At 73.5% G+C, this 25,469-nt stretch carries 25 protein-coding genes; 9 read left to right on the top strand and 16 right to left on the bottom strand.

Annotated elements, in window-relative coordinates; translation table 11 throughout:
• Positions 1 to 56 precede the first annotated feature (56 nt).
• The 3 genes from AMK26_RS15405 to AMK26_RS15395 form a co-directional block, all read right to left on the bottom strand.
• On the bottom strand, positions 57 to 1,352 hold the full coding sequence (locus AMK26_RS15405; protein ID WP_073755187.1) for a ribonuclease D: 1,296 nt from the start codon (positions 1,350 to 1,352) through the stop codon (positions 57 to 59).
• A 78-nt stretch (positions 1,353 to 1,430) separates the two neighbouring features.
• Positions 1,431 to 2,093 carry a helix-turn-helix transcriptional regulator gene (locus AMK26_RS15400; RefSeq protein ID WP_073755186.1) on the bottom strand — a complete coding sequence of 221 codons (663 nt, stop codon included), beginning with the start codon at positions 2,091 to 2,093 and terminating at the stop codon, positions 1,431 to 1,433.
• Between the two features lie 939 nt (positions 2,094 to 3,032).
• On the bottom strand, positions 3,033 to 3,710 hold the full coding sequence (locus AMK26_RS15395; protein WP_073755185.1) for a DUF3000 domain-containing protein: 678 nt from the start codon (positions 3,708 to 3,710) through the stop codon (positions 3,033 to 3,035).
• Positions 3,711 to 3,801: 91 nt separating this feature from the next.
• Between AMK26_RS15395 and hemE the strand changes: the two genes are divergently transcribed.
• Positions 3,802 to 4,866: a uroporphyrinogen decarboxylase gene (gene hemE / locus AMK26_RS15390; RefSeq protein WP_073755184.1), complete on the top strand. Its 1,065-nt coding sequence runs from the start codon at positions 3,802 to 3,804 to the stop codon at positions 4,864 to 4,866.
• A gap of 2 nt (positions 4,867 to 4,868) precedes the next feature.
• On the opposite strand, the gene AMK26_RS15385 is transcribed toward hemE, so the two are convergent.
• Together AMK26_RS15385 and AMK26_RS15380 are read right to left on the bottom strand one after the other, a co-directional pair.
• Positions 4,869 to 6,263 carry an FAD-dependent oxidoreductase gene (locus AMK26_RS15385; protein ID WP_073755527.1) on the bottom strand — a complete coding sequence of 465 codons (1,395 nt, stop codon included), beginning with the start codon at positions 6,261 to 6,263 and terminating at the stop codon, positions 4,869 to 4,871.
• A gap of 10 nt (positions 6,264 to 6,273) precedes the next feature.
• A complete protein-coding gene (locus AMK26_RS15380; RefSeq protein ID WP_073755183.1) occupies positions 6,274 to 7,191 on the bottom strand; it encodes a DUF4349 domain-containing protein in 918 nt (305 codons plus the stop codon).
• Positions 7,192 to 7,330: 139 nt separating this feature from the next.
• Here AMK26_RS15380 and hemG point away from each other — a divergent pair, with 139 nt between their 5' ends.
• Positions 7,331 to 8,779 carry a protoporphyrinogen oxidase gene (gene hemG / locus AMK26_RS15375; protein WP_073755182.1) on the top strand — a complete coding sequence of 483 codons (1,449 nt, stop codon included), beginning with the start codon at positions 7,331 to 7,333 and terminating at the stop codon, positions 8,777 to 8,779.
• A 4-nt stretch (positions 8,780 to 8,783) separates the two neighbouring features.
• Complete coding sequence (hemQ, locus tag AMK26_RS15370) at positions 8,784 to 9,497, top strand: hydrogen peroxide-dependent heme synthase (RefSeq protein ID WP_073755181.1); 714 nt, start codon at positions 8,784 to 8,786, stop codon at positions 9,495 to 9,497.
• A gap of 175 nt (positions 9,498 to 9,672) precedes the next feature.
• On the opposite strand, the gene AMK26_RS15365 is transcribed toward hemQ, so the two are convergent.
• From AMK26_RS15365 to AMK26_RS15340, 6 genes are all read right to left on the bottom strand, one after another.
• The gene (locus AMK26_RS15365; protein WP_073755180.1) at positions 9,673 to 10,431 is read right to left on the bottom strand and encodes a TIGR04222 domain-containing membrane protein; all 759 of its coding nucleotides are present in this window, start codon (positions 10,429 to 10,431) and stop codon (positions 9,673 to 9,675) included.
• A 44-nt stretch (positions 10,432 to 10,475) separates the two neighbouring features.
• Positions 10,476 to 11,051, bottom strand: a complete 576-nt coding sequence (locus AMK26_RS15360; protein ID WP_073755179.1) for a DUF4142 domain-containing protein — start codon at positions 11,049 to 11,051, stop codon at positions 10,476 to 10,478.
• A 104-nt stretch (positions 11,052 to 11,155) separates the two neighbouring features.
• Positions 11,156 to 12,139 carry a TIGR04222 domain-containing membrane protein gene (locus AMK26_RS15355; RefSeq protein WP_241837907.1) on the bottom strand — a complete coding sequence of 328 codons (984 nt, stop codon included), beginning with the start codon at positions 12,137 to 12,139 and terminating at the stop codon, positions 11,156 to 11,158.
• The gene (locus AMK26_RS15350) at positions 12,136 to 13,611 is read right to left on the bottom strand and encodes a DUF692 domain-containing protein (RefSeq protein ID WP_073755178.1); all 1,476 of its coding nucleotides are present in this window, start codon (positions 13,609 to 13,611) and stop codon (positions 12,136 to 12,138) included. Before AMK26_RS15350 ends, AMK26_RS15355 begins: the two co-directional genes overlap by 4 nt.
• A 107-nt stretch (positions 13,612 to 13,718) precedes the next feature.
• Complete coding sequence (locus AMK26_RS15345; protein WP_179166825.1) at positions 13,719 to 14,483, bottom strand: DUF4142 domain-containing protein; 765 nt, start codon at positions 14,481 to 14,483, stop codon at positions 13,719 to 13,721.
• Between the two features lie 66 nt (positions 14,484 to 14,549).
• Positions 14,550 to 15,218 (bottom strand): peptidyl-tRNA hydrolase, encoded by a 669-nt coding sequence (locus tag AMK26_RS15340; RefSeq protein ID WP_241837906.1) that lies wholly within the window; start codon positions 15,216 to 15,218, stop codon positions 14,550 to 14,552.
• A 70-nt stretch (positions 15,219 to 15,288) separates the two neighbouring features.
• On the opposite strand from AMK26_RS15340, the gene AMK26_RS15335 reads away from it, so the two are divergent.
• On the top strand, positions 15,289 to 15,966 hold the full coding sequence (locus AMK26_RS15335) for an AIM24 family protein (RefSeq protein ID WP_073755175.1): 678 nt from the start codon (positions 15,289 to 15,291) through the stop codon (positions 15,964 to 15,966).
• 55 nt (positions 15,967 to 16,021) lie between these two features.
• Positions 16,022 to 16,222: a hypothetical protein gene (locus tag AMK26_RS15330; RefSeq protein ID WP_073755525.1), complete on the top strand. Its 201-nt coding sequence runs from the start codon at positions 16,022 to 16,024 to the stop codon at positions 16,220 to 16,222.
• Here AMK26_RS15330 and AMK26_RS15325 read toward each other — a convergent pair.
• On the bottom strand, positions 16,219 to 17,253 hold the full coding sequence (locus AMK26_RS15325; RefSeq protein WP_073755174.1) for an aldo/keto reductase: 1,035 nt from the start codon (positions 17,251 to 17,253) through the stop codon (positions 16,219 to 16,221). The genes AMK26_RS15330 and AMK26_RS15325 overlap by 4 nt on opposite strands.
• Before the next feature lie 67 nt (positions 17,254 to 17,320).
• Complete coding sequence (locus AMK26_RS15320; protein WP_079277597.1) at positions 17,321 to 18,208, bottom strand: polysaccharide deacetylase family protein; 888 nt, start codon at positions 18,206 to 18,208, stop codon at positions 17,321 to 17,323.
• 112 nt (positions 18,209 to 18,320) lie between these two features.
• On the opposite strand from AMK26_RS15320, the gene AMK26_RS15315 reads away from it, so the two are divergent.
• Positions 18,321 to 19,544, top strand: coding sequence for a cytochrome P450 (locus AMK26_RS15315; protein WP_073755172.1), 1,224 nt, complete (start codon positions 18,321 to 18,323; stop codon positions 19,542 to 19,544).
• Between the two features lie 45 nt (positions 19,545 to 19,589).
• Here AMK26_RS15315 and AMK26_RS15310 read toward each other — a convergent pair whose 3' ends face one another.
• The 3 genes from AMK26_RS15310 to zapE form a co-directional block, all read right to left on the bottom strand.
• Positions 19,590 to 20,948 (bottom strand): alkaline phosphatase PhoX, encoded by a 1,359-nt coding sequence (locus tag AMK26_RS15310; protein ID WP_198944084.1) that lies wholly within the window; start codon positions 20,946 to 20,948, stop codon positions 19,590 to 19,592.
• 124 nt (positions 20,949 to 21,072) lie between these two features.
• Positions 21,073 to 21,498 carry an OsmC family protein gene (locus AMK26_RS15305; protein ID WP_073755170.1) on the bottom strand — a complete coding sequence of 142 codons (426 nt, stop codon included), beginning with the start codon at positions 21,496 to 21,498 and terminating at the stop codon, positions 21,073 to 21,075.
• Positions 21,499 to 21,551: 53 nt separating this feature from the next.
• A complete protein-coding gene (zapE, locus tag AMK26_RS15300; RefSeq protein WP_073755169.1) occupies positions 21,552 to 22,607 on the bottom strand; it encodes a cell division protein ZapE in 1,056 nt (351 codons plus the stop codon).
• A gap of 52 nt (positions 22,608 to 22,659) precedes the next feature.
• Here zapE and AMK26_RS15295 point away from each other — a divergent pair, with 52 nt between their 5' ends.
• The 3 genes from AMK26_RS15295 to murC all read left to right on the top strand — a co-directional run bounded on the left by AMK26_RS15295 (position 22,660) and on the right by murC (position 25,461).
• On the top strand, positions 22,660 to 23,421 hold the full coding sequence (locus AMK26_RS15295; protein ID WP_073755168.1) for a pyrimidine reductase family protein: 762 nt from the start codon (positions 22,660 to 22,662) through the stop codon (positions 23,419 to 23,421).
• 106 nt (positions 23,422 to 23,527) lie between these two features.
• Positions 23,528 to 24,010 carry an indole-3-glycerol phosphate synthase gene (locus AMK26_RS15290; protein ID WP_073755167.1) on the top strand — a complete coding sequence of 161 codons (483 nt, stop codon included), beginning with the start codon at positions 23,528 to 23,530 and terminating at the stop codon, positions 24,008 to 24,010.
• Between the two features lie 44 nt (positions 24,011 to 24,054).
• Entirely contained in the window at positions 24,055 to 25,461 is a 1,407-nt protein-coding gene (gene murC, locus AMK26_RS15285; RefSeq protein ID WP_073755166.1) for a UDP-N-acetylmuramate--L-alanine ligase, read from the top strand.
• The last annotated feature ends 8 nt before the right edge of the window (positions 25,462 to 25,469 follow it).

Genomic DNA, 25,469 nt, shown 5'->3' with positions numbered 1-25,469 from the left:
GGCTACAGAAGAAGGGTGCCCCCTCCGCCGGAGGGGGCACCCTTCTTTCTCTCCGTCTACGCCTTCGCGCCGTTCAGGGCGGTGACCAGCACCGGCGTGACCTGCTCGATCTGCCAGGGTCGCGCCCCGTACCCGGCGAGCACGCCCGTCACCGTCTCCGTGGTGACCTCGGCAGGCGGCTCCCAGCACACCCGGCGCACCGTGTCGGGCGTGATCAGGTTCTCGGGCGGCAGGTTCAGCGACTCGGCGAGCGCCGACACGGCCGTACGGGCGGCCGACAGGCGCGCCGCGGCCGCCGGGTCCTTGTCCGCCCAGGCGCGCGGCGGGGGCGGGCCCTGCACCGTCTGGCCCGGCTGCGGCAGCTCGGCGTCCGGCAGCGCCTTCGCCCGGTCCACCGCCGCCTGCCACTGCTCCAGCTGGCGGCGCCCCATGCGGTGCCCGAAGCCGGGCAGCGCGGTCAGCGCCTGCACATGGGGCGGCAGGGCGAGGGCGGCCTCGACGATCGCGGCGTCGCTGAGCACCTTGCCCGGCGACACATCACGCCGCTGGGCGATCCGGTCGCGGGCGGTCCACAGCTCCCGTACGACCGCCAGCTGGCGGCGTCGGCGGACCTTGTGCATGCCGGACGTCCGGCGCCAGGGGTCCTTGCGGGGCGGGGGCGGCGGGGCGGAGGCGATCGCGTCGAACTCCTGGTACGCCCACTCCAGCTTGCCCTGCCGGTCCAGCTCCTTCTCCAGTGCGTCACGCAGGTCGACGAGCAGCTCGACGTCCAGCGCGGCGTACCGGAGCCAGGGCTCGGGCAGCGGGCGGGTGGACCAGTCCACCGCCGAGTGGCCCTTCTCCAGGGCGTACCCCAGCACCGACTCGACCATCGCGCCGAGACCGACGCGCGGGAAGCCGGCGAGCCGGCCGGCCAGCTCGGTGTCGAACAGCCGGCTGGGAACCATGCCTATTTCGCGCAGGCACGGCAGGTCCTGGGTCGCGGCGTGCAGGATCCACTCGGCGCCGTCCAGGGCCTCGCCGAGGGCGGACAGGTCCGGGCAGCCGACCGGGTCGATCAGCGCGCTGCCCGCGCCCTCGCGGCGCAGCTGTACGAGGTAGGCCCGCTGGCCGTAGCGGTAACCCGACGCGCGCTCGGCGTCGACGGCGACGGGGCCGGTGCCGCGCGCGAAGGCGGCGATCACCTCGGAGAGGGCATGCTCGTCGGCCACCACGGGCGGGATGCCCTCGCGGGGCTCGAGCAAGGGGATCGGCGTCTCTTCGACTACGCCGTCTGCGACGCCGTCGTCCGGAGGGCCGCCCCCGGTGGTGCGCAGTGCTGTCTCTGCTGCGGTCTCTTGGGCGTCGGTCACCTGTCAAGGGTATCTGTGAACGGCAAGCGCCCGTCGACGGAACGTTCCGTCGACGGGCGCGGGGGTGAGGTGAACCGGTCAGTGGATGATTCCCGTACGAAGTGCCACGGCGACCATTCCGGCCCGGTCGCCGGTGCCGAGCTTGCGGGCGATACGGGCCAGGTGGCTCTTTACGGTCAGCGCGGACAGGCCCATCGATACGCCGATCGCCTTGTTCGACTGGCCCTCGGCGACCAGTCGCAGCACCTCGACCTCGCGGCCGGAGAGCTCCCGGTAGCCGCCCGGGTGGCTCGGGGCACCCGGGGGGCGGCGGTGCAGCCGGGCGGCCGCGGCGCCGATGGGGGCGGCGCCGGGACGGGTCGGGTGGCCGATGTTCGTCCGCGTACCGGTGACGACGTAGCCCTTGACGCCACCGGCGAGCGCGTTGCGTACGGCGCCGATGTCGTCGGCCGCCGAAAGGGCGAGCCCGTTGGGCCAGCCGGCGGCACGGGTCTCGGACAGCAGGGTGAGCCCGGAGCCATCGGGCAGGTGGACGTCGGCAACGCAGATGTCGCGCGGGCTGCCGACGCGGGGACGAGCCTCCGCGATGGACGACGCCTCGATGACGTCACGCACTCCGAGGGCCCACAGGTGGCGGGTGACGGTGGAGCGGACGCGCGGGTCGGCCACGACGACCATGGCCGTCGGCTTGTTCGGGCGGTAGGCGACCAGGCTTGCGGGCTGCTCGAGGAGAACGGACACCAGGCCTCCTGGGAAGGTGCGGGACACAGCCGGCTCGGGGAAGAAGCCGGGGCGAACCGTGTTTGAAGGGTCACAGACCTCTTCGGCAGCCCGACCGTCCGCCTTTAGGGGAAGATCACGATTTAGTGAGTAACAATTGGGGCAATTCGGACGGGCGATCGATCATCCTACGAGCGCCCCATCCCACGCGGGGCGCCCGCCGTGACCGGCCGGCCGCGCCCCGAGCGCCGGTACGGCCCCAGCGGCAGGCCGCGCAGCCTACGCGCCTGGCGGCCCGCTCGTGGCGCGCCCGGCGGGCATCGGGGCGTCGCCTTGACGCCCGGCCCGGCGCCGTCCGAGCCGGGCCCATGCCCGTCTCCCCCCGGCCCGCAGACGCCCACCGCCCGGGTCGGGCCCGTGCCCCCGTCCCCCCGGCCCGCAGCCGGCCACCGCCCGGGGGGCCGTGCCCCCGCCTCCCACCGGCCCGCAGATGGCCACCGGCCGGGGTGGGGCCGTGCAGGGTCGCCCCCGCAGAGGTTGGCGGCGCTGGAACGGCTCCCTATGCCGGGACCCAAGGCCGCCGGCCTCGAGGAGGTGAGCCCGGAGGGGCCCCGCCCCCCACCCACCGGCAGGCACCGACCCGCACCGGCGCCACCGGCGGGAGCGGCACCGCCCCCGGGGCGTACCGGGAACGGTCACCGCACCGGGTGGAACCGCCGGCAGGGCACCGCCCCGGTCCCGTTGTGCCCACCCGTCCCGCCCCAGCGGGACGACTGCCCACAACGAGGGGGGAGCCGTCCAGGGCGCGGGCCCCCGCAGTGCGTCCCCCTGCGGACGACTGCCCACAACGGGGGGAGCCGTCCCGGGCAGGTGCCCCGCGGGGGCAGGAGCCGCCCCGGCGGGGCCCGCAGGGCGCGGGGGTGCCGTGGGGCGGGACCGGGTGGCGCGGAGGGTGGGGCCCTACGGGTGTTGGGGGCCGCGGCGCTGGGGGAGGGAGACCACGGCCGCCGAGCTCTGGTCCAGCGGGCCGCCCGGCACCGACGGCGGCAGGCCCGCGATCTGGCACAGCAGGTCGCACCAGGCCGCCAGGTGCGCCGCCGTGTCCGGCACCCCGCCCCGGCCCTCGCGCGGCGTCCAGGACGCCCGGATCTCGATCTGCGTCGCCGGGCGGCGTTCCGCGAGTCCACCGAAGTAGTGAGACCCCGCACGGGTGACGGTGCCCGAAGCCTCCTCGTACGACAGGCCCCGCGCCTCCAGCGCGCCCGTCAGCCACGACCAGGACACCTCCGGCAGCAGCGGGTCGGCCGCCATCTCGGGCTCCAGCTCCGCCCGTACCAGCGTCACCAGCCGGAAGGTGCCCTGCCAGGCCTCGTGACCGGCCGGGTCGTGCAGCAGCACGAGGCGGCCGTCCGCCAGGTCCTCCTCGCCGTCGACGACCGCCGCCTCCAGGGCGTACGCGTACGGGGCGAGCCGCTGCGGCGGCCGGGACGGTTCGATCTCGATCTCCGGCCGCAGCCGCGCCCCGCGCAGCGCGTCGACCGCCAGCCGGAAGGCGGGCGGCACGGACGTACCCTCCCTGTCGTTCGTTCCTTCGGCGTCGTCGGAGTGATCGGAGAACTGTCCCTGAGCCGCAGCCATGCGGGGAAGAGTAGGCGGAAGGACGGCCTCGCGCAGGGAGGGACACCCTCACCACGCGAGCCGCTTGGCCGCACATGCGAAGATTCGGGGCGTGAGTGCCATTGACAGCCCTTCGGGCCAGCAGACGAAGACCTACGACTCCGCGTTCCTGAAAGCGTGCAGGCGCGAGCCCGTGCCGCACACGCCCGTGTGGTTCATGCGGCAGGCGGGACGGTCGCTGCCCGAGTACCTGAAGGTCCGGGAAGGCATCCCCATGCTCGAGTCGTGCATGCGGCCCGAGCTGGTCACCGAGATCACCCTGCAGCCGGTACGGCGGCACAAGGTCGACGCCGCGATCTTCTTCAGCGACATCGTCGTCCCGCTGAAGGCCATCGGCATCGACCTCGACATCAAGCCGGGCGTCGGCCCCGTCGTCGCCGAACCGATCCGCCGCCGCGCCGACCTCGACCGGCTACGCGCCCTCACGCCCGACGACGTCCGGTACGTCACTGAGGCGATCGGCATGCTGACCGGCGAACTCGGCACCACCCCGCTGATCGGCTTCGCCGGCGCGCCCTTCACCCTCGCGAGCTACCTCGTCGAGGGCGGCCCGTCGCGCAACCACGAGCACACCAAGGCCCTGATGTACGGCGACCCCGAGCTGTGGGCCGACCTGCTGGACCGCCTGGCCGACATCACCGCCGCCTTCCTGAAGGTCCAGATCGAGGCCGGCGCCTCCGCGATCCAGGTCTTCGACTCCTGGGTCGGCGCCCTCGCCCCGGCCGACTACCGCCGCTCGGTCATGCCGGCCTCGGCGAAGGTGTTCCGGGCGGTCGAGGGGTACGGCGTACCGCGCATCCACTTCGGTGTCGGCACGGGCGAGCTGCTCGGCCTGATGGGCGAGGCGGGCGCCGACGTGGTGGGCGTCGACTGGCGCGTCCCGCTGGACGAGGCCGCCCGCCGGGTGGGCCCCGGCAAGGCGCTGCAGGGCAACCTCGACCCGGCCGTCCTCTTCTCCACCCCCGAGGCGGTCGAGACCAAGACCCGCGAGGTCCTGGACGCCGCCGCCGGGCTGGAGGGCCATGTCTTCAACCTCGGCCACGGCGTCCTGCCGACCACCCACCCGGACGCCCTGACCCGCCTGGTCGAGTACGTCCACACCCAGACCGCGCGCTGACCTCAGCCGGCTGCCCGCACCGCCGTCACGGCCTTGCGGGCAGCCACCTGGACCGGGTCCCAGACCGGGGAGAACGGCGGGGCGTAGCCCAGGTCCAGGGCGGTGATCTGCTCGACCGTCATCCCGGCAGTCAGGGCCACCGCCGCGATGTCCACCCGCTTCGCCGCGCCCTCGCGGCCCACGATCTGGCAGCCCAGCAGCCGGCCCGTACGGCGCTCGGCGAGCATCTTGACCGTCATCGGCGCCGCGCCCGGGTAGTACCCGGCGCGGCTCGTCGACTCGACCGTCACCGTGACGAACCGGAGCCCCACGGCGAGAGCGTCCCGCTCGCGCAGGCCCGTGCGGGCGATCTCCAGCGAGCAGACCTTGCTGACCGCTGTACCGACCACGCCCGGGAACGTGCCGTACCCGCCGCCCACGTTGGCGCCGATGACCTGGCCGTGCTTGTTGGCGTGCGTGCCCAGCGGCATGTGCCGCTCGCGGCCGGAGACCAGGTCCAGCACCTCGACGCAGTCGCCGCCGGCCCAGACGTTCTCCCGGCCGCGCACCCGCATCGACAGGTCGGTGAGCAGCCCGCCGTACGCGCCGAGCGGCAGCCCCGCCGCGCGCGCCAGGGTCGTCTCGGGTTCCACGCCCAGGCCCAGCACGACCACATCGGCCGGGTACTCGGCGTCCTCCGTCGCCACCGCCCGTACCCGCCCGTCGCCACCGGTGAGGATCTTGGTGACCTCCGCGCCGCCGACCGTGGTGATGCCGAGGCCGTCCATCGCCTCGTGCACCAGCCGCCCCATGTCCGGGTCGAGCGTCGACATCGGCTGTTCGCCCCGGTTGAGGACGGTCACCTCGTAGCCGCGCTTCAGCAGCGCCTCCGCCATCTCCACGCCGATGTACCCGGCGCCGACGACCACCGCGCGCCGCCCTGGCGTGCCGTTCAGCGCGGTCAGCGTGGACAGCAGCGCCTGCCCGTCGTCCAGGGTCTGCACCCCGTGGACGCCCGCCGCGTCGATGCCCGGCAGCGGCGGCCGCACCGGGCGGGCGCCGGTCGCGATCACCAGCTTGTCGTAGCCCGTCCACTCCTCGGCGCCCGACTCCGCGTCCCGGGTGCGCACCCGGCCGCCGTCCACGTCGAGTTCGGTCACCTCCGTCCGCAGCCGCAGGTCGATACCGCGCTCCCGGTGCGCCTCGGGCGTACGCGCGATGAGCCGCTCCGGCCCGTCGACGTCACCGCCGACCCAGTACGGAATCCCGCACGCCGAGTACGAGGTGAAGTGCCCGCGCTCGAACGCGAGGATCTCCAGCTCGTCCGGGCCCTTCAGCCGCCGGGCCTGCGACGCGGCGGACATGCCCGCCGCGTCCCCGCCGATGATCACCAGTCGTTCTCGTCCCAGCTGTCCCATGCGGGACACGCTACGACGAGGCGGTGTCCGAGTCCCTGACGTCCGTGGCGTCCGGGAAGGCCGTACGCCTCGCCATCCACGGCCGCACCAGCCACCGCCACACGGCGTACGCCACGAGGAACACCACCGCCCACGGCGCCACCGCGAGCAGCACGATCCCCACCCACTTCGCGGTCGTCACCAGCGCGTTCCAGCCGCCGCTCAGCGCGTCCCCGAAGCCCGGGCCGTCGTCGGCCGGCTCCTCGGCCGGTTTCTCCGGCTCGCTGAGGTTCAGCGTGATCGTCGCCATCGACGTACGGTCCTTCAGGGCCGCCTGCTGGGCCAGCAGCGACTCCAGGTCCGCCTGACGGCTGCTGAGCTGCGCCTCCAGGGTCACCACGTCGCTCAGCTTCGTCGCCCGGTCCATCAGCTCCCGCACCCGCGCGACGCTCGCCCGCTGCGTGGCGATCCGGCTCTCCACGTCGACGACCTGGTCGGTGACGTCCTTGGCGTCCGCCTTGCGCGAGAGGAGTTTGCCGGTACCGGCCAGCTCCTTCAGCACCGAGTCGTACGCCGACTGCGGCACGCGCAGCACGATCCGCGAGGTCACGTGGTCGTCGTCGACGCGCTCGGTCGTCTCGTTCTCGACATGCCCGCCCGAGGTCCCGACGACCGAGCGGGCCTTCGTCAGTGCCGCCGTGGCGTCCTCGACCTCGACGGAGAGCTCCGCGGTACGGATCACGTGCTGGGGTTGCTTCGGCGGCGCGGACGGACGTGCCTTGGCGCCGCCGGCGGCCGGCTTGTCCGCCGCGTACCCCGAGTCCGCCTCCGGACTGCCGACGGCCTTCTGGTCGGCGGCGCTGTTCTCGCCCGACGCGCCGCACCCGGCGAGCGCGAGCGAGGCGGTGAGCAGAAGTACGGCCGCGAATCTGTGACGACGTGCGCGCATGATCCCCCCGGTCCACATGGCGAATGGTGTGCCTGTTGGACGTGTGGGGGAGGGGACCGGTTGCCGGTGAGCGGCTCACGAACCGGTCACGGTCAGGACTCGGAACGGTGTGTCAGAGGCGTTTGAGAGAGTAGGGGGCATGAACGCGGACACTGGGGACACACCCGAGAGCGGCCATGTCGTCGTCATCGGCGGCGGTATCGCGGGCCTCGCCGCCGCCCACCGGCTGATCACCGCCGGGCGGCGCGTGACCTTGCTGGAGGCCACCACCCGGCTCGGCGGCAAGCTCCACGCCGGGGAGATCGCCGGCGCCCCCGTCGACCTCGGCGCCGAGTCGATGCTCGCCCGCCGCCCCGAGGCGATCGTCCTCGCCCGCGCCGTCGGCCTCGGCGACCGGCTCCAGCCGCCCGCCACCACCAGCGCCGCCGTCTGGACCCGTGACGCGCTCCGGCCGATGCCCAAGGGGCACGTCATGGGCGTTCCCGGCGACGCGGCCGCCGTCGCGGGCCTCCTGACCGCCGAGGGCCTCGCCCGTATCGAGCACGAGCGGGACCTGCCCCCCGCCGACCCCGCCGCCCTCGGGGACGACGTCGCCGTCGGCCGGTATGTCGCCGACCGCCTCGGCCGAGAGGTCGTCGACCGGCTCGTCGAACCGCTCCTCGGCGGGGTGTACGCGGGCGACGCGTACGCCATCTCGATGCGCGCCGCCGTGCCCAAGCTCTTCGAGGCCGCCCGCGCCCACGGCACGCTCACCGAGGCGGTGCGCTCCCTCCAGCAGGGCGCCCAGCAGCAGACCGGGCCCGCCTTCATGGGCATCGCGGGCGGCATCGGCACGCTTCCCGGCGCCGTCGCCGACGCCATCACCGCCCAGGGCGGCGAGGTCCTCACCGACACGCCCGTCCACGCCCTGACCCGAGCGGCCCGGGGAGGCTGGGACATCCGTACCGGCGACCGGGTCCTGCACGCCGACGCGGTGATCGTCGCGACCCCCGCCTGGTCCGCCTCCGAGCTGCTCGCCGCCGAGTCCCCGGCCGCCGCCGCCGAGCTGGCCGCCGTGGAGTACGCGTCGATGGCCCTGGTCACCCTCGCCTTCCGGCGCTCCGACCTGGCAGGCGTTCTGCCCGCCGGCTCCGGGTTCCTCGTCCCGCCCGTCGACGGCCGCACCATCAAGGCGTCCACGTTCTCCTCCCAGAAGTGGAAGTGGACCGACGAGGGATCCGGGGACCTCGTCGTGCTGCGCACCTCCGTCGGCCGGTACGGCGAGGAGGAGCACCTGCACCGCGAGGACGCCGACCTCGTCTCCGTATCCCTGAAGGACCTCGCCGACGCCACCGGGCTGGCCGCCCGGCCCGTCGCCACAGAGGTCACCCGGTGGATAGGCGGCCTGCCGCAGTACCCCGTGGGCCACCTCGCCCGGGTCGCCCGCATCCGCGACGCCGTCGCCAAGCTCCCCCGCCTGCGCGTCTGCGGGGCGGTGTATGACGGTGTCGGCATCCCCGCGACCATCGCGAGCGCGTGGCGCGCGGCGGACGAGATCCTCGCCACGCCGACCCTGGCGCACGGCACCCTGAGTGACGAGCGAGAATAGCCCTATGAGTGCGCCCGAAAAGATCCCGAACGCCGGTAAGAAGGCGAAGGACCTCAACGAGGTCATCCGCTACACCCTGTGGTCCGTCTTCAAGCTGCGCGACGTCCTGCCCGAGGACCGGACCGGCTACGCCGACGAGGTCCAGGAGCTGTTCGACCAGCTCGCCGCCAAGGACATCACCGTCCGTGGCACGTACGACGTGTCGGGTCTGCGCGCCGACGCCGACCTGATGATCTGGTGGCACGCCGAGACCTCGGACGCGCTCCAGGAGGCGTACAACCTCTTCCGCCGCACCAAGCTGGGCCGCGCGCTGGAGCCGGTGTGGTCCAACATGGCGCTGCACCGCCCCGCCGAGTTCAACCGGTCCCACATCCCGGCCTTCCTCGCCGACGAGACGCCGCGCGACTACGTGTCGGTGTATCCGTTCGTGCGCTCCTACGACTGGTACCTGCTGCCGGACGAGGACCGGCGGCGGATGCTCGCCGACCACGGCAAGATGGCCCGCGGCTTCCCGGACGTGCGCGCCAACACGGTCGCCTCGTTCTCGCTGGGCGACTACGAGTGGCTCCTCGCCTTCGAGGCGGACGAGCTGTACCGGATCGTGGACCTGATGCGTCACCTGCGCGGCTCCGAGGCGCGGATGCACGTCCGCGAGGAGGTCCCGTTCTACACCGGCCGGCGCAAGTCGGTCGCGGATCTGGTCGCGGGTCTCGCCTGAGGGCCCTGACCTGACCGACCTGGTGACGGTGCGGGGGGAACCGCCCCCGCGCGTCACCCACCGACCCGGAAGATCAGACGGCGGGCCCGCGCGCCCGCCGCTCCAGCGACACCGGGTCCGGCTCCGGGTGCGGCGCGCGTGAACGCGCGCCGCACCCGCGTCCTTTCAGGCGTCCCTACCGCTGCCCCGGTGCGAGCGCCGCGCGCAGCGCCGGGTCGTCCAGGGCGCGGACCCCGCCGATGGCGACGGCGGCGAGCGGGTCGCACGGGCCCACCCTCACCTTCGTCAGCAGGCTCTGCCCGGCGGGGGAGGCCCACCGCGTGTACGGGTGGACCTCGATGCGCGCGATGACGAGGCAGCCGAGCGTGAGGACGAGCGGGAGCGCGAACCAGGCCATGGCACGTGCGTCCGGCGCGTGTCCGGCGGGCAGCAGCAGCACGGTGGCCGCCGCGAGCGCCACGGTCAGGGCGGCGGAGCGGCGCACGGCCCGCAGTGCGGCGACGATGCCGGACCGGGCGGCGTCGGGCACGGCGAGGCCCGCCGCGACGAGCCGGTCGGCGAGCGCCCGTACCGCGTCGGCGGCCGACGCCGCGGCGCGTACCGCCGCTATCCGCGACTGCCCCTCGGGCCCGATCGCGCCGATCACGGAACGCTCCAGGTCGTCCGCCCCCTCCGGATCCGGGTCGACGAGCGTCGCCCAGCCGGTGTGGGCGAGCCACAGCCGTCGCCGCCGGTGCATCGACACCAGGGTCAGCTCGGTGACCCGCTGCGGGCCGCCGGCCAGGAACGCGGCCTCGTACAGGTTCAGTTCGCGGTCACCGTCCTGTGCGGCAGGGGGAACCGGCTGGGCGGCCTCGACGGCGGCCAGGCACAGCCGCGCACAGCTGACGGCCGCCGCGGCCCAGGTCACCAGCAGGAAGGGCACCCAGAACATGCCCGAGTTCTATGCGAAGCGGCGGGTGCGGCGCCACAGGGTTTTCACGATACGGACGTTTCCAGGGCGTTGAGGTCGGCCAGGAGGAGTCGTACGGCGTCGTCGGCGAGCGCCCGGACGAGGGTGTTGCGGGTGGTGGCCCGGATCTCGGCGGCGACGGAGAAGAGGGTGCCGTGGTCCCGGCGCAGGACGGTGGCGAACAGCTCCTCGTACGCGCGTCCCTGCGCCTCCGTCAACCGGTCGAGCCAGGTCCGCTGCTCGGCGGTGGGCCGGCTCGGCAGCGCCAGCCGGAGCCGGGCGGCGACGTCACGGACGCGGACGCCGAGGTAGGTGTGGTCGGTCGCCAGGTGCCGCCCGGCGGCCTCGACGGCGCGGCTGGGCGCGCGGCCGGTGGCCTGCTGGGCGGCAGGCAGCGCCCAGAGGCCGGTCAGCCGGACGCGGACGACGAAGTCGCGGTCGGCGGCGGACAGCGGGCCCCACCGGGTGGGTACGGAACCGGCCGCCAGGCGGGCGGGGGGTGTGCCGGCGCGGTCGGCGTAGGACCAGACGGGGAAGACGAGGGCGGCGATGGTCGCCGTCAGGGCGACGACGACCAGGACGGTGCCGGTGAGCGGTCGCATGATGCGCCGCACGCTAGCGGGCGGCGCGGCGCTCGAAGGGACGGTTGCCGGACCCTCCCCCAACTCCCTTGCCGAGTTGGTACGTTGGTGGGTTACGGGCGCCATCAGTCGCCGCCTCCGCCCCCTCCGCCGCCGCAGCTGGAGCCGCCGCCTCCGCCTCCGCCCCCTCCGCCGCCGCTTCCGCAGCTCGACCCGCCGCTGCAGGCCGAGCCTCCGCCGCCCCCGCCGCCTCCACCGCCGCCCCCGCAGCTCGAACCGCCCGTGTCGGCGCTCGCGCACCACACGGTGACCGTCGTGGTCGCGAACAGCTCGTCCGGCTGAGTGCCTCCTCCGTCGCGTCTCCGGTCGTACATCCGCGCCGCCGCGAGCAGTTGGCCCTGCAGCACCGGGTCGGGCAGCGCGCGCAGTCCGTGCAGCGCCACCAGGTCCCCCGGCTCGATCAGGTGGGCGTGGGCCCTGCGGTACGCGGCGAGGGCCCGGCGGCCCGCGCCGGTGACCCGGCGGCTGCTGACGCCGCCGCAGACCATCCCGATGACCAGGCCGGCCAGCAGGGCAGGCAGCACCTTGATGACGAAGGGGAACGGCATGTCACCGAACTCGGCGGTGGCGTACTCGGCGACGGTCGCGGCGATGGAGCCGAAGATGAGCAGGAAGCAGGCACCTGCCTGGATGGTGGCCCACCGGCGCCAGGTGCGCCCCGCGCGGCGCGGCACGATCAGCCCGCGGGCGGCGAGCCGGTCGCCGATCTCCTGCACGGCGGGGTTGCGCATGGCGGTGAGCCGTACGAGGTGCAGCGCGCCGCTGGGCGCGGCGGCGAGCTCGTGCAGCACGGCGCGCTCGACGGGGTCGTGGCCGACCGGGCGTACCACGTGCACGATGCCCGGCCCGCCGACGGCCACGCGGCCGTCCGCGGCGAGTGCGGCGAGCGCGGAGTCGACGACCCGGGCGGGCCCGCCGTTCAGGAACGCGGCCTCCACTCGGTGGTGGAGGGAGCCGCCGGGGCCGCGACGGGAGGCGGCCACCCCGTTGATGAGCAGGGCCGACGAGACGGCGACGGCGACGTACAGAAGGAGGGCGAGGACGTTCACGCGGCGCGCCTCCCCACCAGCGCGGCGCGGGCGGCGCGCACCAGCCGGGCGGCCCGGCCGGGCGGGCGGGCTCCGGCGCGGTCCCGCCACCACAGGGTGAGCCTCCGGCGGGCGGCGGGATCCTCCGGCCGCCCGGCGATCAGCAGGTGCTCCGCGAAGTCGAGCGCGTCGCGCCGGTAGCCGCCGCGCATGGGGCGGGATGCGGCGTACGCGAGGAACGCGGCACGGTAACCGCCGCCGAGGATCTCCGGCAGCTCGGGCGCGACCTTGGCCACCACCCCGGCCCGCTTGCCGGCCAGCGCCCGGCTCTGTACGCGTAGCCGCGCGTGATCGAACCCCTCGGGCACGGGCGTCCCGGCCACCAGCGCGGACAGCAGCGCGGCCTGCGTGATCCCCACCCGCTGCCGGGCACCCCCGGCCGCCGCACCCGCCCGTACCGCCGGCCTCGCGCCCGTGACCGGCGGCCCCGTGCCTGTGGCGGCCCCGGCGCCCGTGACCGGCCCTGCGCCCGCGACCGGCCTTGCGCTCGTGGCCGCCCCCGTGCCGGTCATGGGCGCCGCGCTTGTCTCGGCCCCGGTGCCTGCCGCCGGCGACGGTTCGCGGGCGCCGGGGGGCGCCGGGGCCTCGGCGCCCGCCCGCCGCAGCGTCGCGCGGATCGAGGCCAGTTCGGCGGCCAGCTCCTCCGCCGGGGGGAAGTCGTCGTCGCGCTCCAGCAGGACGCCCGGCGGGCTGACCCGGGAGGCGAGGTCCGCCAGGATGTCGAGGACCGGGCGCGGGACCGGGTGTGCGTGGCTGTCGTGCCAGACACCGTCCCGTTCGACGCCGCCTGCGACGTGGACGTACGCGATCGCCTCGACCGGCAGCTCCGCCAGCGCCTTCGCCGGGTCCTCGCCCCGGTTGACGTGGTTGGTGTGCAGGTTCGCCACGTCGATCAGGAGGCGGACGCCGGTACGCTCCACCAGCTCGGCCAGGAACTGCCCCTCCGTCAGTTCCTCGCCCGGCCAGGCGAACAGCGCCGCTATGTTCTCCAGCGCCAGCGGCACCGGCAGCGCGTCCTGCGCGATACGGACGTTTTCGCACAGCACGTCCAGCGCCTCCCACGTACGCGGCACCGGAAGCAGGTGGCCCGCCTCCAGCGCGGGCGACGCGGTGAGCGGCCCCCCGGCCCGTACGAAGGCGATGTGCTCCGTGACCAGCGGCGCCCCCAGCGCCGAGGCCTTCGCCGCCAGTTCCGCGAGCCGCCCCTCGTCGGGCCGGTCCGCGCCGCCCAGCCCCAGCGACACGCCGTGCGGGACGACGGTGACGCCCCGCTCGCGCAGCCGCAGCAGCGAGTCGGGGAGGTGGCCCCCACCCGGGCCGGCGCAGATGTTCTCCGCGACCACCTCCACCCAGTCCACCCCGGGCAGCGCCTCCACCGCTTCCGCGATCTCCGGGCGCCAACCGATCCCGATGCCCAGTTCCGGCTTCACCATGTCCGTCCCCCTCCTCCTGCGTCGGTCGGAGGGGTGATGGCCCCGCCGGAGCGCGGCCAATCCAGAAGAGGTGCTGTTCAGAGCTACATTTGAGGTTACGGGTGAGGTTACGGGCGGGTCGTGTTGATGGCCGTCGGCGGACCCGGCTGCGTCGAGGGCCGGGACGTGAACGACTGGTCCGTCCCCGTCGGCACGGCCGGTGACGGCGCCGGCGGCAGGTTGCCGTTGGGCGCCGGCGGACCGGACGGGCTCGCCGTCGCGTTCCCCGCCGCCTCGTCGGCGATCGCGTCGAAGTCGACCTTGCCGGTCGCCTCCAGCATCGTGATGTGGTCCAGCACCGTCTGGTTGGCGTCGCTCGCCAGCTGCCGTATCAGCGTGTTGCGCGTGGTGTGCCGCACCTGCGCGACCAGCGCGAAGACCTTGCCGTGCGCGTTGCGGAGCAGGTTGGCGAACTTCCGCTCGTACTCCTCGCCGCTCGCCGCCGACAGCTCCCGCAGCCAGCCCTGTTGCTGCTCCGTCGGCTGGTTCGGCAGCTCCACGCCCAGCTTCGCCGCCACGTCACGCGCCCGCTGGTCGAGGTCGGTGTGGCCGACGACGAGGTGGTCGCCCGCGTCCTTGATGGCCTGGCTCGGCGCCCGCTCGATCGCCTGCTGCCCGGCCGGCAGCTCCCACAGCCCCGCCAGCCGCACCTTCACCAGGAAGTCACGGTCCGTCGCCGACAGCGGTCCCCACTGCGTCGCCACGGTGGACGCGTTGAGGTTGGCCTGCCCCGTTCCGGAGCGGTCGGCGTACGACCAGACCGGAAACGCCAGCGCGCCGACCGTGACGACGAGGGCCGCGATGATGAGTGCCGTGCCGTTGATGCGTCGCAACAACAAGGTGGTGCCTCCCGAACCTGATGGCATTACTGGGAGGTACGTATACACGCGCGGGAGCGTTCAGTCGTCCCGCGGCGGAAACTCGGAGACCACCGTGCACGACCCCGGAGCGATCTCCGTGAAGCCCGCGTCACGCACCAACGGCAGCCCCGAGGCGGTCAGTTCGGCCCACCGGGCCGGGTCGGCGGTACGGACCGCGAGCGGGAACCCGGCTTCCCGCCAGGCCTTGCGGTCCGCGTCCGGCATCGCCCACCACAGCAGCTGGGCGCCGTGGCCCACCTGGGCCATCTCCTTGCCGGTCGACATGCGCAGGTCCGGGTTGAGCCACAGCACCGCCTGACCCGGCGCGGGCGGCGGCGGTTCGGCGGTGTCGTCCAGTTCCGTGCCCGAGACCTGGAGCTTGGCCAGCTCCTTGGGCCAGCCGTCGAGGGGGACGGGCGGGAAGACCCGTACCTCCGCGGCATCGCCCGTGACCGTGATGCCCGGCAGCAGGCAGGCCTTGCGCCACTCCGCGCCGCGCGCCCGGCGCACCACCTTGCGGATCCGCGCGTCCTGCCAGGCGCGCATCGCCTCGGCCCACTCGCCGTCGCCGAGCGACCGGTCGTCGGACAGCATCACGAGCACCGCGCGCGCGGCGGTCTCCAGGGCGTCGGTACGGGCCGGGGGCTCCGCCCGTTCCATCCGTACGACCAGGGGGAGGACGAACTGGGGTGCGTCGTTGCTGCTCATCGGGACAGTTTGCCAGCCGGTCACGGTCCCGTTCTTGGCGGAACGGGTCGTTCCGGGACACGATGCCCGCATGAAAAGCGATCTTTTCGCGTCCGAGAACATGGCGCAGCAGGCGACAGTGCCCGGCATGACCCTCCAGAACGCGAAGTCGGTCAAGTACGCCGTCAACGGTGAGATGCACGCCCGGCAGGGATCGATGATCGCCTACCGCGGCAACCTCCAGTTCGAGCGCAAGGGGCAGGGCCTGGGCGGCATGCTCAAGCGCGCCGTCACCGGCGAGGGCCTGCCGCTGATGGCCGTCCGCGGTCAGGGCGAGGCGTGGTTCGCGCACGAGGCCCAGAACTGCTTCATCGTCGACATCGAGCAGGGCGACGCGCTCACCGTCAACGGCCGCAACGTGCTGTGCTTCGACGCGACCCTCTCGTACGACATCAAGACCGTGAAGGGCGCCGGGATGACCGGTGGCGGCCTCTTCAACAGCGTCTTCACCGGGTACGGCAAGCTCGCCGTGATCTGCGACGGCAACCCCGTGGTCATCCCGGTCACCACCCACCAGCCGGTGTACGTCGACACCGACGCCGTCGTCGGCTGGAGCGCCCAGCTGAACACCTCGCTGCACCGCTCGCAGTCCCTCGGCTCGATGATCCGCGGCGGCTCCGGCGAGGCCGTGCAGCTGATGCTCCAGGGCGAGGGCTTCGTGATCGTACGGCCCAGCGAGCTCACCCCGGAGAAGGCGAAGCAGAGCTGAGCCGTGGAGCGGCACCGGCCGTGCGGGAGTGCGTACGCTCGTATACATGGACGACATGGACGACATGGGCGACGTGGACGAGAGGGACGATTCGTACTGCGAGACGCCGGCCGTGACGGAGGCCCCGGGCGGGCCGCCGTACGCAGCGTGTGTCCTGTGCCAGGAGCCGACCGAGTACCCGGAGTCGACGAAGGGCATCACGCTGTGCCCGGTCTGCGAGTGGCGGGAGGCGGAGCGCACCGCCTGCTCCGGCTAGCGACGTACTGACCGGGAGGCGCGCCAGGTGCGCCGGTCGTCGATGTCCGCGTGCCGGTCGCCGTGGACGTTGCGCACGACGCCGGGGTCCCGCAGGAAGTCGTGCGGGAAGCCGAGCGGCACCGCGCTCACCCGGTCGAGCCGCTCGACGGCCCCGGCGTCCAGCTCCACGCCCAGGCACGCGAGGTTGTCGGCGAGCTGCTCGGGGCGGCTGGCACCGATGAGGGGGACGATGTTGCCGGGGCGGCCGCGCAGCCAGGCCAGCGCCACCTGGGCCGGGCTCCAGCCGCCCTGCTCGGCGATCTCCAGGACGGTGGTGATCACCTCGGCCTCCCGGTCGTTCTCCCGTACGCCGTCGGACAGCCGGCCCGGCTCACCACGGCGGTACTTGCCGGTGAGCTTGCCGGAGGCCAGCGGGGCCCACGCCATGACGGTCTGGTCGAAGCCGCGGGCCTGGGGCAGCAACTCCCGCTCGGGCGTGCGCTCCAGCAGGTTGTAGCGCAGCTGCGAACCGGCGAAGCAGGTCCAGCCGCGCAGCTCCGCGAGGGTGTTCGCCTGGGCGATCTCCCAGGCGGGCCAGTCGGACACGCCGAGGTAGAGCACCTTTCCGGCGCGTACGAGATCGTTCAGGGCGCGCATGACCTCCTCGACCGGGGTGAACTCGTCCCGGGCGTGCACCCACAGCACGTCCAGGCGGTCGGTGCGCAGCCGGGTGAGGCTCTCCTCCACCGACTGCACGAGGTTCTTGCGGTGGTTGCCGCCGGAGTTCACATCGCCCTCGCGGCTGGCGCAGGTGTACTTGGAGGCCAGGACGAACCGGTCCCGGCGGCCCTCCAGCAGCGTGCCGAGGACGGTCTCGGAGCCGCCGGCGGAGTAGCTGTCGGCCGTGTCGACGAAGTTGCCGCCCGCGTCCGCGTACGCGTCGAGGATGCGGCGGCTCATGGCGTCGTCGCCGCCGTGTCCCATGGTCATGGCCCCCAGCGCCAGCTCGCTCACGCGCAGACCGGTCCGGCCGAACAGTGTGTAACGCACGGTGTGTCCCCTCGTCAGGTCGTACCCGTGACGGTAGGGGGTGGAGCGCACCGCGGCGCAACTGCGTTTACGTGCCGCGTGCGGCGGCCATCAGCTCCGAGACCTTGACGAAGCGGTAGCCGCGCTCGCGCAGCTCCGGGACGATGCGGCGGATGGCCTGCTCGGTGACGGGGGCGGCGCTGCGGGTGCAGTGCAGCACCACCAGCGAGCCCGGCCGTACGCCCGCCAGGACCTGTTCGGCGACCGCGTCGGCGTCGGTGGCGAAGGCGTCGCCGCCGACCACGTCCCACTGCACGGCCGTCACCCGGGCCGAGGCCAGCGCGCGCAGCGCGTCGTCGTCGTAACAGCCGCCGGGGAAGCGGAAGTAGGGCACGACGTTGCGCACCCCGGCCGTGCGGAACGCGTCGAAGGCCCGGCGTACGTCGGCCGCCATGTCGTGCCGGTCGAGGGCGGGCAGCCCGTAGCAGGGGGCCTTGAAGGCGTGGTGGCTGTAGGAGTGGTTGGCGATCTCGAAGCGCGGGTCGTCGCCGATGGCCCGCGCCTGGCCGGGGTACTGCTCCGCCCAGCGTCCGGTCATGAAGACGGTGGCGTCGACCTTCAGGCGCCGGAGGGTGTCGATCAGGGCCGGGTTGTCGAACCGCTCGCCGCGCGCGGCCCTGGGGCCCTGGTCGGCCGTCATGTCGGCGTCGAAGGTGAGCGCCACGGTCTTGTCACCCCCGGCTGAGGGGCCCCGTTCGAACACGGGCGTGAGCCCGCCGGGGCCGGGCGCCATGGTCGGCGGCATCCGGGCGGGCACCCGGGCCGGTGAGAGGCTCGCCACGGCGGGCGGCTGCGCGGGCGGCGCGGCGGGGCGGGTGCCGGTGGAGCTGCCGCAGCCGGCGAGGACGGCACACAAGGCAGCCACGGCCGACACATTCCGTACAAAAGTAGTCACAGGCGGAAAATATATGATCATCGCAATGGGGGACGTCCATGCCGCTTCCGTCCGGAGTAGTCCAGCGCGATGTCCGGCCCCGCCCGGGTGATCGTGAGGGGGAACCCCACCGCTCGAAGGGACGGACGGACCCATGATCGAGGACACCGCGACACGGCCCATCCTGGGTCCGCCGCCCGTACGGCACTGGCCTGCGCTGGACATCACCGGGACGGAGTTCGACCCGGTGCTCGCCGAGCTGATGCGCGAAGGACCGGTCAGCCGCGTCCAGCTGCCCCACGGCGAGGGCTGGGCGTGGCTGGTCACCCGGTACGACGACGTCCGGATGGTCACCAACGACCCGCGCTTCGCCCGCGCGCCGGTCGTCGACCGCCAGGTCACCCGGCTCGCCCCCCACTTCAAGCCCAAGCGCGGCTCGCTGGCCTTCGCCGACCAGTCCGACCACAACCGGCTGCGCGGCGCGGTGGCGGCGGCGTTCACCGTGCGCGGGGTGGAACGGCTGCGCTCGCGCGCCCAGGACATGCTCGGCGAGATGGTCGACGAACTGCTCGCCGACGGCCCCCCGGCGGACCTCACCGAGCGGGTCCTGGAACCGTTCCCCATCGCCGTGGTCAGCGAGGTCATGGGCGTACCCGCCGCCGACCGCGAACGGGTGCACGCCTGGACCCGGCAGATCGTCTCCTCGTCCGGCGGCGCCGAGGCCAGTGCGCGGGCCAAGGACGGCATGTACGGCTGGATCGCGGAGACGATCCGGTCGCGGTACGGCAGCACGGAGGAGGACGTCATCTCCTTGCTGGGCGCGGCGGTGGGCCGGGGCGACATCAGCGAGGACGAGGCGATCGGCCTGGCCGGCCCCCTCCAGATCGGCGGGGAGGCCGTCACCGCCAACACCGGCCAGATGTTCTTCCTCCTGCTGACCCGCCCGAAGCTCCTCGAACGGCTCCGCACCGAGCCGTCCGTCCGGCCGCGGGCCATCGACGAGCTGCTGCGCTACATCCCGCACCGCAGCGCCGTCGGCCTGGCCCGGATCGCCCTGGAGGACGTGGAGATCCGGGGGGTACGGATCAGCGCGGGAGAGCCCGTCTACGTCTCGTACCTCGCCGCCAACCGCGACCCGGACGTCTTCCCCGACCCGGAGCGGATCGACGTCGACCGCACCCCCAACCCGCACCTCGCCTTCGGGCACGGGCCGCACTACTGCGTGGGCGGGCTGCTCGCGCGGATGCAGACCGAGCTGCTGATCGACACCGTGATCGACCGCCTGCCGGGGCTGCGCCTCGCGGTCCCCGCCGACAAGGTCCCCTGGCGGCGCAGCACGCTCATCCGCGGCCCGGAGGCCCTGCCCGTCACCTGGTGAGCGCGACGGCGTCGCCCACGGGAGACGCCGTCGCCCGTCACTGTCTCAATGCCACGGCCCGGTCACCGCGAACGTCGTACCCGGGGTGTAGCAGTTGACGTACATCGTCTCCCCGTCCGGGGAGAAGGCGGCGCCCGCGAACTCGCCCCACTCGGGCTCCTCCGGGGTGCCGATGTTCTGCCTGTTGCGCGCCATCTCGTACACCTCGCCCCGCTTGGTGAGCCCGTACACGTGCTGCGCCCCGTTGCCGTCCTCGCACACCATCAGGCCGCCGCTGGGCGCCAGGCAGATGTTGTCGGGGGACTCGCCCGGCAACTGGATGTCGGTGCTGGGACCGAACACGATGACCAGCGTGAGGCGGCGCCGGTGCGGCTCGTACTTCCACACCTGGCCGTAGTGGTCGGCGGCCGAGCCCTCGGCGGCGCGGGCGAAGCTGGAGACGAAGTAGACCGAGCGCCCGCCCCAGTAGCAGCCCTCCAGCTTCTGGGCGTGGGTGATGCCCTTGGGACCGAAGTCCTGGAGCCGGATGGGCGTCTGGCGCGCCTGACTGTCGGGTACGGGGACCCACTCGACGCCCTCGAACGTCGCGCCCGTCTCCTGGACGGCCGACAGGTCCGGTACGCCGGGCACGCGCATGGCCTCCAGCACGCCGCCCGCGCGCAGCGAACCGGTGCCGGCGAGCGGTCGGTCGGGCAGGAAGCGGTAGAAGAGCCCGAACGGTCTCTGGAAGGCGTCCTCGGTCTCGTACACGATCCCGGTGCGCGGGTCGACGGCTATGGCCTCGTGCTGAAAGCGGCCCATCGCGGTGAGCGGTACGGCCCCGGTGCGCAGCGGGTCGGCGGGGTGGACCTCGAAGACGAAGCCGTGGTCCTTGGTGTAGCCGTTGGTGCCGGCCTTGTCCTCCGTCTCCTCGCAGGTGAGCCAGGTACCCCAGGGGGTGAGCCCGCCCGAGCAGTTGACGGCGGTGCCGGCTATGGCGACGCGTTCGCCGAGGACGTTGTTGTGGGCGTCCAGTTCGATCGCCGTACAGCCGCCCTTGGCCGCCGGGTCGTAGGTCAGGCCCCGGACGGTGGGGACGCCGAGGCGGGCGGAGGCGCGGTTCTCGTGGTTGCGGACGAGGTGGACGCGGCCGCGGCGGCCGGCGAAGGCGCCCATGCCGTCGTGGTTGCCCGGTACCGTGCCCTCGCCGGAGCGGAGCGGGGTGCCCTCGCGGGAGAGCACCGTGTAGCGGAAACCTTCCGGCAGGTCCAGCAGGCCGGCCGGGTCGGGGACGAGGGGGCCGTAGCCGGCGTGGCCGCGGGCGGCCGCCGTACCGGCGAAGAGTTCGGAGAAGGCGCCGGTGAAGGCGATCCCGGCGACGGACGCGCCGGTACGGGCCAGGACTTGACGTCGTGTTGCGGACAGCCGTTCGGACACGAGGCAACAACTCCCTGTTGGAAGACAGGTGTGACGTGACCCGCACGTGTGTATCACGGGGTGTGGTTACACGTGAACAGTGCGGGCCACGCCGCCTCATGCGACCCGTGCGTCAGACGAGCTTGGCGGTGAGGGTGATCTCGGTGCCCGTGAGCGCCTGGCTGACCGGGCACCCCGCCTTGGCCTCCTCGGCGGCCTTGGAGAAGCCCGCCTCGTCCAGGCCCGGGACCTCGCCCTCCACGGTGATGTGGATGCCGGTGATGCCCTTGCCGGGCTGGAAGGTCACGTCGGCCTTGGTGTTCAGGCGCGCGGGCGGGTTCCCGGCCTTGGTGAGGGAGCCGGAGAGGAACATCGAGAAGCAGCTGGAGTGGGCGGCCGCGATCAACTCCTCCGGGCTGGTCTTGCCGTTCGGCTCCTCGGCGCGGGCGGGCCAGGAGACCGGGTACGTGCCGATGCCGGAGGAGTCGAGGGACACCGTCCCCGAGCCCTCGGTGAGATTGCCTTCCCAGACGGTGTGCGCGTGACGCGTGGTGGCCATGCCGAATTCCCTTCGGACGATGAACAACCCCAAATGGGTTATGCCACCCAAACCTACTGCGCCACCAGCCCCTTCGCGTCGCGCGCCAGCGCGGTGAGCCGCGAGATCGCCCGGAAGTACTTCTTCCTGTACCCGCCGTTCAGCATCTCGTCACTGAACAGCCTGTCGAACGGCAGCCCCGAGGCGAGCACCGGGATCTCCCGGTCGTACAGCCGGTCCGCCAGCACCACCAGGCGCAGCGCCGTCGACTGGTCCGGCACGGGCTGTACGCCGGTGAGGCACACCGCCCGCACGTCGTCCGTCAGGGCGCCGTACCGGCTCGGGTGCACCCGAGCCAGGTGCTCCAGCAGGTGCGGGAAGTCGTCGAGCGACGCGCCCGGGGTGGCGTACGCCGCCTGCGTCACCTGCTCGTCGGCGTACGGCGGCGGGGCCTCGGGCAGGCCGCGGTGGCGGTAGTCCTCGCCGTCGATGCGCAGCGGGCGGAAGTGGGCGGACAGGCCCTGGATCTCCCGGAGGAAGTCGGCCGCGGCGAACCGGCCCTCGCCGAGCTTGCCCGGCAGCGTGTTGGAGGTGGCGGCCAGGGCCACGCCCGCGTCGACCAGCTTGCCGAGCAGCGTCGACACCAGGACGGTGTCGCCCGGGTCGTCCAGCTCGAATTCGTCGATGCACAGCAGCCGGTGCCCGCCGAGGGTGGCCACCGTCTGCTGGAAGCCGAGCGCGCCGACCAGGTTCGTCAGCTCCACGAACGTGCCGAACGCCTTCAGGGACGGCTCGGCGGGTGTGGCGTGCCACAGGGAGGCCAGCAGGTGGGTCTTGCCGACGCCGTACCCGCCGTCCAGGTACACCCCGCGCGGCGCGGTGGGCGCGGCCGCCTTCCTCTGGAACCAGCGGCGCCGCCCCGCGCCGGTCGCGTGCGCGCCGCCCAGCCCGGCGGCGAACGCGCTGAGCACCTCGACCGCCTGGGTCTGGCTCGGCTGGTTCGGGTCCGGGATGTACGTGTCGAAGCGCACCGCGTCGAAGCGCGGCGGCGGCACCATCTCGGCGACCAGACGGTCGGCCGGGACGTGCGGCTCGCGGGCGCACAGGGACAGCGGGGCCGCTTCGGTCATGGCACTGGTCGACACAGTCACTCACTCTAATCGCCGTGCCAGACTGCACGGCATGCGACGCCTGCTTCCTGTGACCGACCAGACACGCACCACCGGGGACCGCGAGTGGTCCCTCGACGAGCTGGCGGAGGCCTACGCGTACCCCCAGGACGGTCCCTGGCTGCGCGCCAACATGGTGTCGTCCCTGGACGGGGCGGCCCATCACGAGGGCCGGTCCCAGCCCCTCTCGTCCGACACCGACATGCGGATCTTCGGCACCCTGCGCGCCCTGGCCGATGTGGTGATCGTCGGTGCCGAAACGGTACGGCGGGAGGGATACCGCCCGGCACGCGCGCGTGCGGCCTTCGCGGCCCGGCGGGCGGCGGCCGGACAGAGCCCGGCGCCCGCGATCGCGGTGGTCAGCGCCTCGCTGGAGCTGGACTTCGCCGCCCCGCTGTTCACCGCGCCCCTCGTCCCGACGCTGCTGCTGACCGGCGCGGCGGCGCCGCCGGACCGTGTCCGGGCGGCCGAGGAGGCCGGCGCGGTGGTGATCGTGGCCGGCGACGGGCCGGGTGTGGAGCCAGGGCGGGCGCTCGCGGCGCTGGCCGGGCGCGGGCTGACGCGCCAGCTGACGGAGGGCGGGCCGCGCCTGCTGGGACGGCTGGTGGCGGCCGGTGTGCTGGACGAGCTGTGCCTGACGGTGGCGCCGCTGCTGACCGCCGGGGACGCCCAGCGGATCACGGGCGGGCCGTCCCTCGCGGTTCCGGAGCGGTTCGCGCTCGCCTCCGTACTGGAGGAGGACGGATTCCTTTTCACCCGTTACACCCGGACCTGACCAATCGGCGGAATTATCCGTTCCGGTTAGCTTCCGGTGGGCAGACTTACTCTCGCAGTCCCCGTGCGGACACGGGGAAGGATGGTTTCCGCAGAAGGGCTCCCAGGTGTTCACAAGCGTTCTGATGATCGAGAAGCCGCTGTCGTCCGTGGACGTGGAGTTCGTCACCACCCTCCACGGGGACGAGAGGATGTCCTTCATCGTTCTGATGCAGCCGCGCGGCGACCAGGTCGTGCTGCTGCGGGCCATCGACGACGTCGCCCTCGGCGAGCTGAGAGAGGCGGTCAAGGAGGGTGAGGAGCCCGAGGGCAAGGCCGCCAGGCTCACCGCCCAGCAAGGGCTGGAACACTCCTTGCTCGCCCTGCGCGACGCCGGCTGCGACGCCGTCGGACAGGTCGTCGAGGACCACCCGCTGGACAAGCTGAAGGCCGTCGTGGACGAGTCAGGCGCGGACGAGGTGATCGTGCTGACCAAGCCCCACTACGTGGAGGAGTTCTTCCACCGGGACTGGGCCTCCCGCGCCCGCCACAAGGTCGGCGTACCGGTGCTCAAGCTCTTCGCGCACAACGACGAGCCGGACACCGAATAGGCTGGGCCCCTCACGTACGACGTCACACCCGGGGAGACACACGCATGGCACCCGCCATCCCAGCCGCCGCCATTCCCGTTGCCATGGAACGGCCGCACTTCATCGGCATCGGCGGCGCCGGAATGTCGGGCATCGCCAAGATCCTCGCCCAGCGCGGGGCCGAGGTCGCAGGCAGTGACGCGCGCGAGTCCGAGACCGCCGCGTCCCTGCGGGCCCTCGGCGCGACCGTCCACATCGGCCACGCCGCGGACCACGTCGCCGCGACGACGAGCTGTGTCGTCGTCTCCAGCGCCATCCGCGCCGACAACCCCGAGCTGGCCCGCGCCACCGAGCTGGGCATCCCCGTCGTCCACCGCTCCGACGCGCTGGCCGCCCTGATGACCGGGCTGCGCGCCATCGCCGTGGCCGGCACGCACGGCAAGACCACCACCACCTCGATGCTCGCCGTCGCCCTCACCGAGCTGGGCCTCGCCCCGTCGTACGCCATCGGCGGCGACCTCGCCGGGCCCGGGACCAACGCCCTGCACGGCGACGGCGAGATCTTCGTCGCCGAGGCGGACGAGAGCGACCGCAGCTTCCAGAAGTACGACCCCGAGGTCGCCATCGTCCTCAACGTCGAGCTGGACCACCACGCCAACTACGCCTCCATGGACGAGATCTACGAGTCCTTCGAGGCGTTCGTCGCCAAGATCCGCCCGGGCGGCACCCTGGTCGTCGGCGAGCACGCCGGCGCCCGCGAACTGGCCCGCCGGGTCGCCGGCCGCGACGACCTGACGATCATCCGCGTCGGCGAGTCGGCCGACTCCGACGCCCGGATCCTCGCCATCACGCCCAAGGGCATGACCAGCGAGGTCACCGTCGCCCTCGACGGGACCGAGCACACCTTCACCGTCTCCGTGCCCGGCCGCCACTACGCCCACAACGCCGCCGCCGCCCTCGCCGCCGGCGCCCGCACCGGCATCGACCCCGCCGCCCTGGCCCAGGCCCTGACCGCGTACACCGGCGTCGGCCGCCGCCTCCAGCTCAAGGGCGAGGCCGCGGGCGTCCAGGTCATCGACTCGTACGCGCACCACCCCACCGAGATGACCGCCGACCTGGAGGCCATGCGCGGCGCCGCCGGAGACTCCCGCCTCCTCGTCGTCTTCCAGCCGCACCTCTTCTCCCGCACCCAGGAGCTGGGCAAGGAGATGGGCCAGGCCCTCGCCCTCGCCGACGCCTCGGCCGTCCTCGACATCTACCCGGCCCGCGAGGACCCGATCCCCGGCGTCACCAGCGCCCTGATCATCGACGCGGCCCGCGCCGCCGGCGCCGACGTCACCGCCGTGTCCGACAAGGACACCGTCCCGGACGTCGTCGCGGGAATGGCCAGGCCCGGCGATCTCGTTCTCACGATGGGCGCGGGCGACGTCACGGACCTCGGTCCCCAGATCCTCGCCCGCCTGTCGAACTGAGGAGCAGC

It is taken from the genome of Streptomyces sp. CB03234 (assembly GCF_001905885.1).
Taxonomy (GTDB): domain Bacteria; phylum Actinomycetota; class Actinomycetes; order Streptomycetales; family Streptomycetaceae; genus Streptomyces.
The sequence above is the reverse complement of the archived record's forward strand: the minus strand, read 5'-3'. Positions and strand labels throughout refer to the sequence as shown.

Bases quoted from the DNA above. Each gene is read 5' to 3' on its own strand.
- AMK26_RS15380 (WP_073755183.1), bottom strand. From the start codon at position 7,191: ATGCGCGCACGTCGTCACAGATTCGCGGCCGTACTTCTGCTCACCGCC.
- AMK26_RS15320 (WP_079277597.1), bottom strand. From the start codon at position 18,208: ATGATCATATATTTTCCGCCTGTGACTACTTTTGTACGGAATGTGTCG.
- AMK26_RS15365 (WP_073755180.1), bottom strand. From the start codon at position 10,431: ATGTTCTGGGTGCCCTTCCTGCTGGTGACCTGGGCCGCGGCGGCCGTC.
- AMK26_RS15335 (WP_073755175.1), top strand. From the start codon at position 15,289: ATGAAAAGCGATCTTTTCGCGTCCGAGAACATGGCGCAGCAGGCGACA.
- AMK26_RS15295 (WP_073755168.1), top strand. From the start codon at position 22,660: ATGCGACGCCTGCTTCCTGTGACCGACCAGACACGCACCACCGGGGAC.
- AMK26_RS15305 (WP_073755170.1), bottom strand. From the start codon at position 21,498: ATGGCCACCACGCGTCACGCGCACACCGTCTGGGAAGGCAATCTCACC.
- murC (WP_073755166.1), top strand. From the start codon at position 24,055: ATGGCACCCGCCATCCCAGCCGCCGCCATTCCCGTTGCCATGGAACGG.
- zapE (WP_073755169.1), bottom strand. From the start codon at position 22,607: ATGACCGAAGCGGCCCCGCTGTCCCTGTGCGCCCGCGAGCCGCACGTC.
- AMK26_RS15395 (WP_073755185.1), bottom strand. From the start codon at position 3,710: ATGGCTGCGGCTCAGGGACAGTTCTCCGATCACTCCGACGACGCCGAA.
- hemG (WP_073755182.1), top strand. From the start codon at position 7,331: ATGAACGCGGACACTGGGGACACACCCGAGAGCGGCCATGTCGTCGTC.
- AMK26_RS15360 (WP_073755179.1), bottom strand. From the start codon at position 11,051: ATGCGACCGCTCACCGGCACCGTCCTGGTCGTCGTCGCCCTGACGGCG.
- AMK26_RS15350 (WP_073755178.1), bottom strand. From the start codon at position 13,611: ATGGTGAAGCCGGAACTGGGCATCGGGATCGGTTGGCGCCCGGAGATC.
- hemQ (WP_073755181.1), top strand. From the start codon at position 8,784: ATGAGTGCGCCCGAAAAGATCCCGAACGCCGGTAAGAAGGCGAAGGAC.
- AMK26_RS15330 (WP_073755525.1), top strand. From the start codon at position 16,022: ATGGACGACATGGGCGACGTGGACGAGAGGGACGATTCGTACTGCGAG.
- AMK26_RS15385 (WP_073755527.1), bottom strand. From the start codon at position 6,263: ATGGGACAGCTGGGACGAGAACGACTGGTGATCATCGGCGGGGACGCG.
- AMK26_RS15340 (WP_241837906.1), bottom strand. From the start codon at position 15,218: ATGAGCAGCAACGACGCACCCCAGTTCGTCCTCCCCCTGGTCGTACGG.
- AMK26_RS15315 (WP_073755172.1), top strand. From the start codon at position 18,321: ATGATCGAGGACACCGCGACACGGCCCATCCTGGGTCCGCCGCCCGTA.